A 14,406-nucleotide genomic window follows, 5' to 3' on the forward strand; every position below is an offset into this window, starting at 1 on the left:
CTCGGGCCTCCGGGGACGTCGGTCCATGCCCGTTTCGCCCACTCCGAGGTCCGATGTACGCACCAGAACGTCACCAGCGCATCGTCGAGCAGGCGCGCGCGCAGGGGCGGGTCGACGTCAAGGACCTCGCAGAACTCCTCGCGGTCACGCCCGAGACGATCCGCCGCGACCTCACGAGCCTCGAACGGCGCGGCCTCGTCCGGCGCGCGCACGGCGGCGCGATCCCGGTCGAGCGGATCACGATCCACGCGGGCGTGGGCGACCGCGGCGGCATCAACACGGCCGAGAAGATGGTGATCGCCGAGGCCGCGCTCGACGAACTCCCCGAGGGCGGCTCGATCATCATCGACGCGGGCACCTCGACCATCTGCCTCGCCGAGATGCTGCCGACCGACCGCGGGCTCACCGTCGTGACGCACTCGCTGCCGGTGGCGATGGCGGTCGCCAACCGGCCCGGGATCGACCTGCACTTCCTCGGCGGGAACATCCGGAGCGACTCCCTCGCGGGCGTCGGCACGTGGACCCACCAGCTCGTCGGCATGGTGAGCGTCGACGTCGCGTTCCTCAGCATCAACGGCATCACACCCGAGCGGGGCCTGACGACCCACAACCTGGCGGAGGCCGCCGTGAAGACCGCGCTCATCAAGGCCGCGCGGCGGAGCATCCTGCTCGCCGACCACTCGAAGTTCGGCCGCGAGGAGTTCGGGCGCGTGGCACCGCTCGCCGCGATCGACACGATCATCACCGACCCCGCGGTCAACCTCGACCTCGTGCGCGAGGTCGAGGCCGCCGGCACCGAGGTCTTCTGGCCCGGACGGGACTGACCCGTCGGCCGCGACCGTCCACGGCCACACCGGCCGCGCTCGCTACCATGAGGGCGCATCCACCCGGACCACGCGTCCGATCGAGACAGGAGTTCCGATGTCCGAAGCCACCCGCACCGTCACCGTCGCCAGCGGATCGGGGCTGCACGCCCGCCCCGCTTCGCTGTTCGTGCAGAACGTCACGGCGTCCGGTCACCAGGTCACGATCGCCAAGGGTGACAAGTCGGCCAACGCGGGCAGCATCCTCGGTCTCCTCGGGCTCGGCGTCGAGAACGGCGACGAGGTCACGCTCACGGTCACGGGCGACGACGCCGACGCGACCGCCGACGCACTCGTGACCTTCCTGCAGACCGACCACGACGCGGCCTGACCGCGGCCGCGGCGGCCGCGTCGTGCCACCCGCCGGCCGGGAGGCCCGTGGTGGCGCCGCCACGGACCTCCCGGCAGGGGCGCACGTCCGGGACGGGCCCCGTCGGAGGCCGCCGCTAGGGTTGAACCCATGACCCGCCTGCGTCTCGCGACCGTCAACGTCAACGGCATCCGCGCCGCGTTCCGCAAGGGCATGGGCGACTGGCTGCAGGGGCGGGACGTCGACGTGCTCGCCCTGCAAGAGGTCCGTGCGTCCACCGACGACCTGCAGGAGCTCCTCGGTGAGGACTGGAACGTCGTGCACGACCCTGCGACGGCGAAGGGCCGCGCGGGCGTGGCGATCGCCTCGCGCGACCGGGCCCGGATCCACCGTGTCGAGCTCGGCCCGGACGACTTCGACTCGGCGGGCCGGTGGCTCGAGGCCGACTACGAGGTCGGCGACGCGGTCGTCACGGTGGTGAGCACCTACGTGCACTCCGGCGAGGCCGACACCCCCAAGCAGGACGAGAAGTGGCGCTTCCTCGACGCGATGGAGCAGCGCCTCCCGGCCCTGCAGCGGCACAACGAGCTCGCGGTCGTCGTCGGCGACCTCAACGTCGGGCACGACGAGCGCGACATCAAGAACTGGAAGGGCAACGTGAAGCGGGCCGGCTTCCTGCCCCGCGAGCGCGCCTACTTCGACCGCTTCCTCGGCGCCGCCGGCGAGCAGGTGGACTGCGTCGACGGCACCACCGGCACCGGGCTCGGATGGGTCGACGTCGGACGGGAGCAGGCCGGCGACGTCCCCGGCCCCTACACGTGGTGGTCGTGGCGCGGCCAGGCGTTCGACAACGACTCCGGTTGGCGCATCGACTACCAGATGGCGACGCCCGCGCTCGCGGCGAAGGTCACGGCGTACGCGGTGGACCGCGCGGCCGCGTACGACCAGCGATGGTCCGACCACACCCCCGTGGTCGTCGACTACGAGGTCTGACCCCCGACTCCCCGGCCCCCTCGGCCGCCCACGCAAGGACACCTGCACCATGACGAAGACCCGCTTGTTCTCCGGCATCCAGCCGTCCGCCGGATCGCTCCACCTCGGCAACTACATCGGCGCGCTCATGCAGTGGCGGGACCTGCAGACCACGTACGACGCCATCTACTGCGTCGTCGACATGCACGCGATCACCTCGCCGCAGGACCCGGCCGCCCTGCGCGAGAACACCCGTCGCACGGCCGCGCAGTACATCGCGGCCGGGATCGACCCCGAGCAGTCCACGCTGTTCGTGCAGTCGCACGTCCCCGCGCACGCCGAACTCGCCTGGGTGCTCAACACCATCACCGGCTTCGGCGAGGCGAGCCGGATGACCCAGTTCAAGGACAAGGCCGCACGGCAGGGCACCGAGTCGGCGTCCGTCGGCCTGTTCACGTACCCGATGCTCATGGCCGCCGACATCCTGCTCTACGGGTCCGCGATCGTGCCGGTCGGCGATGACCAGCGCCAGCACGTCGAGCTGACGCGGGACCTCGCGGGCCGCTTCAACTCGCGCTTCGGCGACACGTTCGTCGTGCCCGAGGCCCACATCCTGGCCGAGACCGCACGGATCTACGACCTGCAGACGCCGACGAGCAAGATGAGCAAGTCGGCGGCGACCGACGCGGGTCTCATCCAGTTGCTCGACGACCCGAAGCGCACCGCCAAGAAGATCCGATCGGCCGTCACGGACACCGAGCGCGACGTCCGGGCCGACCGCGAGCACAAGCCGGGCGTGACCAACCTGCTCACGATCCTGTCGGCGTTCACGCGGACCCCGGTCCCGGAGCTCGAGCAGGCCTTCGTGGGCCAGGGTTACGGCGATCTCAAGGGCTCCGTGGCGGACGCCGTCGTGGCCGAGCTCGAGCCCGTCCGCGCGCGGACCCTCGAGCTGCTCGACGACCCGGCCGAGCTCGACCGGCTCCTCGCCGTCGGGGCGGACCGGGCGGAGTCGATCGCCGAGTCCACGCTCGCCACCGTCTACGACCGCATCGGCTTCGTGCCGCGGCACCGCTGACCCGTCCCCGCCGGACGTGCTCCCCGTCACGCTGCGGTCCCCCGTCGCCCGCCTCGACATGCCGACGCGGGCGGACGCACCCGCGATCACCGAGGCGTGCCAGGACGCCGAGATCGCGCGTTGGACGACGATCCCGACGCCGTACGGGCCGCGTGACGCCCATGCCTTCGTCGACGCCCTGGTCGGCCCGGGCTGGGCGTCCGACCGCGAGTACACGTGGGCGATCCGCCGGCCGTCGAGCACGTGGCTCGAGGGCGTCGTGGCGTTCCGGCCCGCGCACCGCGACATCGGGTTCTGGCTCGCGCCCGCGGCGCGCGGGCACGGGCTCATGGCCGAGGCCGTGCGACTCGTGACCGGGTGGGCGTTCGAGCAGGGCCACGAGGACGTGTACTGGGAGTGCTTCGTCGGCAACCGGGCGTCGGCCGCGGTGGCGCGACGGGCGGGGTTCGCCTACACCGGGACCGGACCCGGGCTCATCCCCGGCCGTGACGGCACCCCCGTGACCTGCTGGAAGGGACTGCTCCGAGCGGACGGCCGATCGGCCTCGGACCTGCCGTGGCCCGCGGCCGCGCTCGACGCCTGACGCCCGGCCGGCGGCCGGGAGCCTCGCTATGCTCGACCAGGTGAGCACCGCGCCCTCCGGACCCGTCTCCCCGGCCGAGGAGCGGGCCATGCGCCGCGCGCTCGAACTCGCGGCCGAGGGCCCGCGCGTCGGCGACCACGCGCGCGTCGGCGCCGTCGTCCTGGCGTCGGACGGCTCCGTGCTCGCCGAGGGACACCACCGTGGTGCGGGCACGCCCCACGCCGAGGTCGAGGCACTGTCAGCGCTCCCGCCGGGCGCGGCCCGTGGTGCGACGATGGTGGTCACGCTCGAGCCGTGCGACCACGTCGGCCGCACCGGACCGTGCTCGGTCGCTCTGCTCGACGCCGGGGTGACCCGCGTCGTGTACGCGATCGACGACCCGGGCGAGCACGCGCACGGCGGTGCCGCACGCCTCCGCGCCGCGGGCGTCGACGTCGTGTCCGGGCTCCTCGCGGACGAGGCCGAGTCGTTCCTCGAGCGCTGGCTGCTCTCGGTCCGACTCGGCCGGCCCTGGGTGACGGTGAAGTGGGCCATGAGCCTCGACGGCCGGGCCGCGGCGGCGGACGGCTCGAGCAAGTGGATCACGGGGGCGGCCGCGCGGCAGCACGTGCACGAGCAGCGCGCGGACCACGATGCGCTGCTCGTCGGTACCGGTACCGTGCTCGCCGACGATCCGAGCCTCACCGCGCGGGGAGACGCGGGCGAGCTCATGCCGGTGCAGCCCCTGCCCGTCGTGGTCGGTGACCGCGCGGTGCCGGACGACGCCGCGCTCCGCCGCCATCCCCGCGGCTACCGCGCGGTTCCGGGCCACGACCTCGAGGCAGCGCTGCGCTCCCTCCGCCCCCTCGGGGTGCACACCGTCTTCGCGGAGGGCGGTCCGACGGTCGCGAGCGCCCTCATCCGGCACGGCCTCGCCGACGAACTGCTGGTGTACACGGCGCCGGTCCTGCTCGGCGGTCCACGGACGGCCCTCGACGACCTCGGCGTGGGAAGCATGGACGACCGCCTGCGGTTGACCATCGCATCGTCCACGGAACTCGGCCCGGACCTGCTGTTCCGGGCCCGCATCGACCGGAGCACCACATGAGCGACGCGCTGACCTCCCCCACACCGGGCAGTCCCCTGCGGTTCGAGGTCGCCACCACCGTCCCGACCGTCCACGGCCGGTTCGAGATGCGCGCGTACCGGGACCTCGTGACCGGGGCGGACCACGTCGCCGTCATCGCGCGCGACCGCACTGGGAACGCCCCGGCCGACGGAGCGCTCGTTCGAGTGCACTCGGAGTGCCTGACCGGCGAGGCCTTCGGGTCGCTCAAGTGCGAGTGCGGCCCGCAGCTCGACGCCGCGCTCGACACCATCGCCGCCGAGGGCGGGGTCGTCGTCTACCTGCGGGGGCAGGAGGGCCGGGGCATCGGGCTCATCGACAAGCTCCGCGCCTACCGGCTGCAGGAGGACGGGCTCGACACGCTCGACGCGAACCTCGCGCTCGGCCTGCCCGCGGACGCGCGTGAGTACGGCGGGGCCGCGGGGATCCTCACGGACCTCGGGATCACCCACATCCGGCTGCTGTCGAACAACCCCGAGAAGCGCCGGCAGCTCGAGGAGCACGGGATCGTCGTCGACGAGCTCGTGCCGCTCGTGGTCGGTGTCTCGGCCGAGAACGCCGGCTACCTCGACACGAAGCGCGACCGGATGGGACACGCCCTCCCCGCGCATCTCGAGGCGGACCTCCCCGGCTGATCGGTCGGGCGGCGGAGCCCATCCGGCGCCGCGGCGTTGGTATCCCAGGCTCTGGGCGGATTCGCAGGTTCGACGACGAGCACGTAGACTGTGTGGACCGTCACGAGCGGTACCTCGACGAACGCATCCGACCGGCGTCCGCGCCCACCTGCGCGAACCGGTCGTCGACCCGACGTTCGTGTCCGCACCGCACCCGTCCCGGGTGCTCCCCTCGGAGTCCGACGCGCAACCATGTCCGCACCCGCTCCGGCGACGTCCGTCGCCGCACCCACCACCAACCCGCGCTCCCGCGTGGTGATCGCCAGCCTCGTCGGCACGTCGATCGAGTTCTACGACTTCTACGTCTACGCGACCGCCGCGGTCCTCGTGTTCCCCAGCCTGTTCTTCCCGAACGAGAGTGCGGTCGCCTCGCAGCTGTCGTCGTTCGTGACGTTCGCGCTGGCGTTCTTCGCACGCCCGGTCGGATCGATCATCTTCGGCCACTTCGGTGACCGCATCGGCCGGAAGACCACGCTGGTCGCCTCCCTCCTCGTGATGGGGAGCGCGACGTTCCTCATCGGCGTCCTGCCGACGTTCGCGCAGATCGGTGTCTGGGCGCCGGTCCTCCTCGCCGCCATGCGGTTCTGCCAGGGCGTCGGCCTCGGGGGCGAGTGGAGCGGGGCGGCGCTCCTGGCGACCGAGAACGCGCCGTCGGGCCGCCGGGGCGTCTTCGGGTCGCTCCCCCAGCTCGGCGCGCCGATCGGGTTCCTCATCGCCAACGGCGTCTTCATCGTGCTCAACGCGCTCATGCCGGCCGCGGCGGGACAGGCGGCGTCGCCCGCGTTCCAGTCCTTCGGCTGGCGGATCCCGTTCCTCCTCAGCGCCGTGCTCGTGGTCATCGGACTCTACGTCCGGTTCAAGCTCATCGAGTCGCCGGTGTTCACGGGGGTCGTGGAATCGGGCGCGGTCGCCAAGGTGCCGCTCGGCCGTGTGTTCCGCACGTCCTGGCGTGCGGTCGTCGTCGGGACGTTCGGGATGGTCGCGACGTACGTGCTGTTCTACTTCATGACGACGTTCACGCTGACGTACGGTACGGCGCCGTCCACCGTGACCGCCGGTGCGAAGATCGGGCTCGGGTACCCGCGGGGCGAGTTCCTCGGCCTCCTCATGATCGGCGTCGTCTTCTTCGGGATCTTCACGCCGATCGCCGGCATGCTCGCGGACCGCTTCGGGCGCCGCCCGACGCTCATCCTGACGACGATCGGTATCGTGCTGTTCGGCTTGACGTTCCAGTTCTGGTTCGCGTCCGCGCACGGGCCGCTCGGCACGGTGACGTTCCTCGTCGTCGGACTCTCGCTCATGGGCCTGACGTTCGGTCCGATGGGTGCGCTCCTGCCCGAGCTGTTCCCCGCGAACGTCCGGTACACGGGCTCGGCCGTCGCCTACAACGTCGCGAGCATCCTCGGTGCCTCCCTCGCCCCGACCGTCGCGATCGCCCTGTGGAGCGCCAAGGGGAACATCTTCCTCGTCGGGCTCTACCTGACGGGAGCGGCGGTCGTCACACTCGTCGCGCTGTTCTTCGTCCGCGAGACCCGCGGGAGCGACTTCGACCGCACGGACGGCACCGGCGGCACCGGCACGACAGAGGGGACCACCAGCGCGGGGAGCCTCGCTCCCTGACGCGGGCCACCGCCAGCACGACGGGCGCTCGCCGACCGACCGGGAGGACCGGCACCGGTCGACGGGCGCCCGTCGCCGTGGCGCGGACGGGCGCCTCCGTCAACGCGGGTTGACATGCTGCGAGTGTCAATGTAGGTTGACACCATGGACAGCGGCACGATCACCGCGCTCGCGGCCGACGCCGGCGACGACGACCCGTTCACGGCCCTCGGTGCCGTGCGGGACCTCCGTCGCGAGGTCGACCGGGTCGAGGCGATCGCCGCCCGTCGCGCACGCAACGCCGGAGCCTCGTGGCAGGAGATCGCCACGCTCCTCGGCGTGAGCCGTCAGGCCGTGCACAAGAAGTACGGCCGCTGCTGACGCGACCTCCGTCACGGGCATGCGCCCGGCACCATCCGAGAAGGAACCGATGAGCAATCCCCTGGCCCGACGCGGCCGCAAGCAGCCGGACGGACCCCGCGCGACCTTCCGTTCACTGCTCCCGTACCTGTTCGAGAACCGCCCGGTGATGGTGTTCATCGTCGTGCTCAGCGTGCTCGGCTCGGCTGCGTCGCTCGCACAGCCCCTGCTCGTGAACCAGGTGATCCAGGCCGTCGAGGCCGGGCACACCCTGACCCTGCTCGTCGTCGCGCTCGCGGCGATGGTCGTCGTCGCGGGGCTCATCAACGGCTTCCAGCACTTCATGCTCCAGCGGGCGGGCGAGGGCGTCGTGCTGTCGAGCCGGCGGCGCCTCGTCGCGCGGATCCTGTCCCTCCCGATCTCCGAGTTCGACGTCCGCCGCACGGGTGACCTCGTGTCCCGCGTCGGCAGCGACACGACGCTCCTCCGCGCGGTCCTGACCCAGGGACTCGTCGAAGCGATCGGGGGCGCCCTGACCTTCATCGGCGCCGTCGTGGGCATGGCGATCATCGACCCGCTCCTGCTCGGTCTCACCGCCATCGTGATCGCCGTCTCGATCGTCGTCGTCGGCGTGCTGTCGCGCCGGATCCGCGCCGCGAGCAAGGCCGCGCAGGAGAAGGTGGGCGACCTGACGGCCGCGGTGGAGCGCGGCATCAGCGCCGTCCGCACGATCCGAGCCGCGGGTGCCACCGAACGCGAGGTCACGGAGATCGACGGCCACGCCTCGGAGGCCTACCGCCGCGGTCTCGACATCGCGCGGATGTCGGCGTTCGTCGTCCCGGTCGCGAGCATCGCCATGCAGCTCTCGTTCATCGTCGTGATCGGCGTCGGCGGCGGACAGGTCGCCGCGGGCAGCATCCAGGTCGCCACCCTCGTGACGTTCATCCTGCTGCTGTTCATGATGATCATGCCGCTCGGTCAGGCGTTCGGTGCGGCGGTCGCGGTCAATCAAGCCCTCGGGGCCCTCGGCCGCATCCAGGAGATCCTCGACCTGCCCACCGAGGACCAGGACGACCACGCCGCCCTCCCGGCCCCCGCGGTCGCCACGGACGACGCCATCACCTTCGAGCACGTGTCCTTCCACTACCGCGAGGCCGCCGTCCGCGCGGTGACGGAGGCGGACGGCACGGTCCCGGGAACCGCTGCCGCCGTGCCGGTCCCCGCGGTCGACGGGGCGGACGCGCGCGGCCTGCCGGGCGCGCGCACCGCCTCCCGGCCGGACGGCGACACGACCGGCACGGCCAGCGACACGGCCGTCCTGCACGACGTGTCCTTCGGCGTGCGGCGCGGCACGCGCGTCGCGCTCGTCGGCCCCTCCGGTGCCGGCAAGAGCACGACGCTCGCGCTCATCGAGCGGTTCTACGACCCGACCGACGGCGTCGTCCGACTCGGCGGGATCGACGTCCGCGGGCTCGACCGTGCCGAGCTCCGCAGCCAGATCGGGTACGTCGAACAGGACGCCCCCGTGCTCGCGGGGACGATCCGGGCGAACCTGCTGCTCGGCAAGCCCGAAGCGACCGAAGCCGAGTGCGTGCGCGTCCTCGAGGCCGTCAACCTGTCCGACGTGCTCGAGCGCGACGAACGCGGCCTCGACGCCCAGGTCGGCGAGGACGGCGTCATGCTGTCCGGCGGCGAACGCCAGCGGCTCGCGATCGCCCGCGCGCTCCTCGCCGCCCCGCCGATCCTGCTGCTCGACGAGTCGACGTCGAGCCTCGACGGCATCAACGAGCAGCGGATGCGGGCCGCGATCGACGCGGTGGCCGAGGACCGCACGCTCCTCGTGATCGCGCACCGACTGTCCACCGTCGTCGACTCGGACCACATCGTCGTGCTCGAGCAGGGACGCGTCGTCGGGCAGGGCACCCACTCGGAACTCGTGCAGACGACGCCGCTCTACCGGGACCTGGCGAAGCACCAGCTCCTGGTCTGAGGGCCTGCCCGGACGGTCAGGGCGCGGCGAACGGATCCGGCGTCAGGACGTACACGGTCTCGAGGTACTCCTCGAGACCGTCGTGGGCACCCTCACGCCCGAGCCCCGACGCCTTGACACCACCGAACGGTGCCGCCGCGTTCGAGACGACACCCGTGTTCAGCCCGACCATGCCCGACTCGAGCCGCTCCGCCATGCGCTGGCCGCGCGCGAGGTCCTTCGTGAACACGTACGAGACGAGACCGTACTCGGTGTCGTTCGCCAGCCGGACGGCCTCGTCCTCGGTGTCGAACCGGGTGATCGCCACGACCGGCCCGAAGATCTCGGTCGACAGGATCGCGGACCCGGGCTGGACCGTGTCGAGCACCGTCGGGGCGTAGTAGGTCCCCGGACGGTCCACGCGCTCCCCGCCGAGCACGAGGGTCGCCCCGCGATCGACGGCGTCCGCGACGAGTCGCGCCGCCTTGTCGACCGAGCGCTCGTCGATGAGCGGCCCCATGGTCGTGCCGTCCTCGGTCCCGCGGCCGATGCGGAACCCGCGGACGCGATCGGTGAGCGCCGCGACGAAGGCATCGGCGATCCCGGCCTGCACGAAGAAGCGGTTCGCCGCCGTGCAGGCCTCACCGACGTTGCGGAACTTCGCTGCCATCGCCGCGGACACGGCGGTCTCGAGGTCCGCGTCGTCGAACACCACGAGTGGCGCGTTGCCGCCGAGCTCCATGCTCGTCCGGAGCACGTTGTCCGCGGCCAGCTTGAGCAGTGCCGAGCCGACGGGCGTGGACCCGGTGAACGTGAGCTTCCGGAGTCGCGGATCGGCGATGAGCGGCCCCGACTGCGCCGCGGCGTCCGAGGTCGGCACGACGCCGAGCACCCCGGCAGGCAGCCCGGCCTCGGCGAACAGCCGCGCGAGGTACAGGGTCGTCAGGGGCGTCAGGTCGGCGGGCTTCACGACGATGGTGCAGCCCGCCGCGAGCGCCGGCCCGATCTTCCGCGTCGCCATCGCCAGGGGGAAGTTCCACGGCGTGATCGCGTAGACCGGGCCGACCGGGCGCTTCAGGACGATGGCGCGACCCGTGCCCTCGGGGTTCGTGCCGTAGGAGCCGCCGATGCGCACGGCCTCCTCGCTGAACCACCGGAGGAACTCGGCGCCGTACACGACCTCGCCGCGCGCCTCGGCCAGGGGTTTGCCCATCTCGAGCGACATCAGCCGCGCGAGGTCCTCGGCGTGCTCGTGCACCAGGTCGAACGTGCGACGGAGCACGTCGGAGCGCCCCCGGGGCGAGGTCGCAGCCCAGGCGTCCTGCGCGACCACCGCGGCGTCGAGGGCCGCCATCGCGTCCTCGGGGGTGGCATCGGCCACGGCGGCGATGACGGCGCCCGTCGACGGGTCGCGGACGTCGAAGGTCCGGCCGGACGACGAGGCACGCCATCCGCCCGCGATGAACAGGCCCGTCGGCACGTCCGTCACCCGGACGACGCCGTCGTCGACGGTGGTCATGTGCGCGGTGGTGGTCTCGCTCGGGTGCGCGGTCGTGGTGGTCCCGTCGCTCATGCTCGTCTCCTCGGGGTCGCGCGTCAGATCTGGGCGCCGTCGGTGCGTTCGAGGCCCTCCCCGACGTCGCTCCGACCGACGTGCCCACCGGCCGCGCGGATCTCGTCGAGCGCGGCCGCGCTCGGTCCGGACGCGACCCCGGCGACGAGGTCCTCGAACACGAAGACGTCGAGGCCGGCTCGGGCACCGTCGAGGGCCGTCGCCCGGACACAGTGGTCGGTCGCGATGCCGACGACGTCGAGCGCGTGCACCTTCCGGTCGTACAGCAGGTCGACGAGCCCCCGGCCCTGGTCGTCGACGCCCTCGAACGCGGAGTACGCCGGCTCCCCCATGCCCTTCCGCACGTGGATGTCGACCGGTGCGGTGTCGAGGTCCGGGTGGTACTCGGCACCGAAGGTGTCCGCCACGCAGTGCACCGGCCACGTCGTGACGTAGTCCGGATCCCCCGACGCGAAGTGACCGCCGTTGTCGTCGTCGCCGTGGTGCCAGTCGCGCGAGGCGACGATGACGTCGTAGTCGCCCGCGTGTCGCCCGAGGAAGGTCGTGATGCGCGCGGCGGTCGCAGCACCCCCGTCCACACCGAGGGCGCCGCCCTCGGTGAAGTCGTTCTGGACGTCCACGATCACGAGCGCTCTGGTCATGCGTCCATCCTGTCCCCTGCCGCCGTCCGCGGCCGCACACGGTCAGGTGTTCGCGAGCTTGCCGCCGCATCGGTAGACCGCAGCGGTGATCGCGTCGAGCGCTGGCAACGCGGCGGCCCGCGACGACCCGAGCGCGTAGAACGCGAACGTCAGCCGCGTGCCGTCCGCGGCGTCCATGTACCCGCCGAGTGTGTTCGCGGTGTCGATCCATCCCGTCTTGGCGTGCACCTTGCCGGCGGCGACCGCGTTCGCCCCCGTGAAGCGACCGGCGAGTGTCCCGGTCTGACCGGCGATCGGCAGCGACTGCGCCAGCACGCCGAGGCCCTTCTGCCCGGCCGCGACCTGCACCATGAGCTTCGCGACGAGCGCTGGTGCGACGGCGTTCGAGGCGCTCTCGCCCGAGCCGTCCCTGATCGTGATCGCCGAGGCGTCGATGCCGTAGGCCGACAGGGCCGCGCGGTACACGCCGGTCAGCGATGCCGCTGAGCCGTTCGACCCCGACACCTTCGACGAGATCCGGGCGAGCATCTCGGCGAGCGTGTTGTCGGAGTTCGGGATCATCTGCCCGATCAGGGTCGACACCGGCTGCGACTGCACCTCGGCGATGGTCGTCGTGCCCGTGGTGGCACGCTTCGTGATCGTCGCCGACGCCGCACCGACCACGCCCGCGTTCGCCAGGGCGGTGCGGAACATCGCGCCAGCGCGGCCGACGGGATCGGTCGACCGGGGGGAGGTCGCGAGACCGGGACTGGCGCGGTCACCGTCCACCATGAGCGCGGTGATCTCCGGCTGGTAACCGATGGTCCGCTCGGTGACCGGCCACGTCGGGTCCCACGCGTCCGCGTCGTTCCAGTACGTGTCGTCGGTGACGATCGTCGTCACGGGCGTGCTGCCGAGCGTCGTCTTGACCTGTTGCGCCAACTGCACGAGCGTCGGGGCCCCCGGGTAGACGGTGGCCCCGCCCGCCGAGAGGGTCGGGTCACCGTGGCCGACGATCGCGACGGTGCCGCCGCCCTCGGAGACCACCGTGGTCGGGATGCGGTAGCCCGCACCGAGGTCGGCGAGCGCCGTCGCGGTCGTGAGCGTCTTCATGACGCTCCCCGTCCGTGCGGGCGTGCCGCCGCTCCGGTCGAACAGGGTCTCGCCCGTCGCGGCGTCGACGACGACGCCCTCGAACTGACCGAGACCAGCGGCGGAGGCCGCCCCTGCGACCGAGCACGTCCCGATCGCCGTCGGACCGGCGGGGTCGGTCGGCACCGGTCGGGCGGCCACCGTCGGCGTCGGCGTCGGTGTCGCCGACCGCGTCGCCGGAGGCGCGGACCGGGAGGCGCCACTCGCCGCCGTCACGCCGGTCACGGGCCTCCCGGCGCCGGGTGTCGTCGCCGCCGCGATCGCGGCGGCGCCACCGGACCCGAGCACGAGGACCGCGACGAAGGCGCCGACCGCCCACGGCATCGGGCGTCGCGCGACCGCACCGCGGAGGCGCGTCAAGGCCGCGCGCCCACCGTGCGGGGCGTCGGCGGCGGGGACGTGGTCGGCGTGGTTCGGCGCGTCGAGGTCGTCGGACATCGCCGACGATTCTACGGGTGGGTCGGCTCCGCGCCAGTGTCGGTGGTGTCGTCCGTCTCGCCCGGGTAGCGCACGCCGACCTGCCGACGCGCCTCGTCCATGACCTCCATGATCGCGACGGTCTGCTCGATCGGCATCGGTCCGCCCTCGTGGTCACCCGACGCGATCATCTCCTCGAACGCCCGCGCCTCGTGGTGGTAGCCGACGCGGTCCTCACGCCCGTCGAACTCCTCGAGCACGTGGCCGTCCCGATCGCGCAGCCGGTAGGTCGTCGGGCCGATCCACGACGGGTCGAGGTCGATCCGCCCTTCGTCCCCGATGATCGACGCCGCGTTCGGGCTGCGCAGGTCGAGCGCGAAGTGCAGCACCGACTGCGCGCCGTCCGGGTGCCCGAGCACGAGCCCCATCTGCGTGTCCACGCCCTGATCGCTCAAGGACCCCACCGCCGCGACCGTCTCCGGCACGCCGAGCGCGTCGACCGCGAACGCCAGCGGGTAGACGCCGAGATCGAGCAGCGCACCGCCGGCCAGCGCCGGGTCGTTCAGCCGGTGCCGCGGGTCCGTCGGCAGGGCCTGGTGGTGCGTCGCCTCGACGAGACGAGGCCGTCCGATGCGACCCTCGTGCACGAGCTGGCGGATCCGGCTCGCCTGCGGCAGGAACCGCGTCCACATCGCCTCGACGACGAGGACCCCGGCGGCTCGTGCCGCGTCCACGACCCGTCGCGCCTCCGCCGCGTTCACCGTGAACGCCTTCTCCACCAGCACGTGCTTGCCCGCCTCGATCGCCCGCAGGGCGTCCTCGGCGTGTGCCGAGTGCGGGGTCGCGACGTACACCGCGTCGACGGTGTCGTCGGCGACCAGGGCGTCGTAGTCCCCGTGGGCGTGCTCGATGCCGTACTCGTCCGCGAACGCCTGCGCTCGGCCCCGCGTCCGCGACCCCACCGCGGTGAAGCGCACCCCGAGCGCCGCGCTGTCCTCCACGAAGGAGCGAGCGATGCCGCCCGTCCCGATCACGCCCCAGCGAACCGTCATGGTCCCTGTCTACCGGGACCGCGACGGACGTGTGCGCAGCGCGCCGCGGACCACCGCTCACGACGAAGAGGCCCACACC

At 72.6% G+C, this 14,406-nt stretch carries 13 protein-coding genes and 1 pseudogene; 10 read left to right on the forward strand and 4 right to left on the reverse strand.

The window, feature by feature from the left end:
* The first annotated feature begins 53 nt into the window (after window positions 1-53).
* From DEI88_RS10675 to DEI88_RS10720, 10 genes and pseudogenes are all read left to right on the forward strand, one after another.
* Entirely contained in the window at window positions 54-824 is a 771-nt protein-coding gene (locus DEI88_RS10675; protein WP_111013490.1) for a DeoR/GlpR family DNA-binding transcription regulator, read from the forward strand.
* A 97-nt stretch (window positions 825-921) separates the two neighbouring features.
* A complete protein-coding gene (locus DEI88_RS10680; RefSeq protein WP_111009497.1) occupies window positions 922-1,194 on the forward strand; it encodes an HPr family phosphocarrier protein in 273 nt (90 codons plus the stop codon).
* A 129-nt stretch (window positions 1,195-1,323) separates the two neighbouring features.
* On the forward strand, window positions 1,324-2,166 hold the full coding sequence (locus tag DEI88_RS10685; RefSeq protein ID WP_111009496.1) for an exodeoxyribonuclease III: 843 nt from the start codon (window positions 1,324-1,326) through the stop codon (window positions 2,164-2,166).
* A 49-nt stretch (window positions 2,167-2,215) separates the two neighbouring features.
* Window positions 2,216-3,223 (forward strand): tryptophan--tRNA ligase, encoded by a 1,008-nt coding sequence (gene trpS, locus DEI88_RS10690; protein WP_111071353.1) that lies wholly within the window; start codon window positions 2,216-2,218, stop codon window positions 3,221-3,223.
* 16 nt (window positions 3,224-3,239) lie between these two features.
* Entirely contained in the window at window positions 3,240-3,806 is a 567-nt protein-coding gene (locus tag DEI88_RS10695) for a GNAT family N-acetyltransferase (RefSeq protein ID WP_111071352.1), read from the forward strand.
* A gap of 88 nt (window positions 3,807-3,894) precedes the next feature.
* A complete protein-coding gene (gene ribD / locus DEI88_RS10700) occupies window positions 3,895-4,893 on the forward strand; it encodes a bifunctional diaminohydroxyphosphoribosylaminopyrimidine deaminase/5-amino-6-(5-phosphoribosylamino)uracil reductase RibD (RefSeq protein WP_111071435.1) in 999 nt (332 codons plus the stop codon).
* 35 nt (window positions 4,894-4,928) lie between these two features.
* Window positions 4,929-5,546 (forward strand): annotated as a pseudogene (gene ribA, locus DEI88_RS10705) (GTP cyclohydrolase II); the annotation flags it as partial.
* Between the two features lie 231 nt (window positions 5,547-5,777).
* Window positions 5,778-7,205, forward strand: a complete 1,428-nt coding sequence (locus tag DEI88_RS10710; protein WP_111071350.1) for an MFS transporter — start codon at window positions 5,778-5,780, stop codon at window positions 7,203-7,205.
* Window positions 7,206-7,349: 144 nt separating this feature from the next.
* Window positions 7,350-7,565, forward strand: a complete 216-nt coding sequence (locus DEI88_RS10715) for a helix-turn-helix domain-containing protein (RefSeq protein WP_111009491.1) — start codon at window positions 7,350-7,352, stop codon at window positions 7,563-7,565.
* A gap of 49 nt (window positions 7,566-7,614) precedes the next feature.
* Window positions 7,615-9,534 (forward strand): ABC transporter ATP-binding protein, encoded by a 1,920-nt coding sequence (locus DEI88_RS10720; RefSeq protein ID WP_111071349.1) that lies wholly within the window; start codon window positions 7,615-7,617, stop codon window positions 9,532-9,534.
* 16 nt (window positions 9,535-9,550) lie between these two features.
* Here the strand turns inward: DEI88_RS10720 and DEI88_RS10725 are convergent, their stop codons facing one another.
* From DEI88_RS10725 to DEI88_RS10740, 4 genes are all read right to left on the reverse strand, one after another.
* Entirely contained in the window at window positions 9,551-11,032 is a 1,482-nt protein-coding gene (locus tag DEI88_RS10725) for an NAD-dependent succinate-semialdehyde dehydrogenase (protein WP_111071434.1), read from the reverse strand.
* Window positions 11,033-11,109: 77 nt separating this feature from the next.
* On the reverse strand, window positions 11,110-11,727 hold the full coding sequence (locus DEI88_RS10730; protein WP_111071348.1) for an isochorismatase family protein: 618 nt from the start codon (window positions 11,725-11,727) through the stop codon (window positions 11,110-11,112).
* Window positions 11,728-11,769: 42 nt separating this feature from the next.
* Window positions 11,770-13,296 carry a D-alanyl-D-alanine carboxypeptidase/D-alanyl-D-alanine endopeptidase gene (gene dacB / locus DEI88_RS10735; protein WP_258374927.1) on the reverse strand — a complete coding sequence of 509 codons (1,527 nt, stop codon included), beginning with the start codon at window positions 13,294-13,296 and terminating at the stop codon, window positions 11,770-11,772.
* An 11-nt stretch (window positions 13,297-13,307) separates the two neighbouring features.
* On the reverse strand, window positions 13,308-14,327 hold the full coding sequence (locus DEI88_RS10740; protein ID WP_111071347.1) for a Gfo/Idh/MocA family protein: 1,020 nt from the start codon (window positions 14,325-14,327) through the stop codon (window positions 13,308-13,310).
* Window positions 14,328-14,406: the final 79 nt, after the last annotated feature.

Source organism: Curtobacterium sp. MCBD17_003 (genome assembly GCF_003234885.2).
Lineage (GTDB): Bacteria > Actinomycetota > Actinomycetes > Actinomycetales > Microbacteriaceae > Curtobacterium.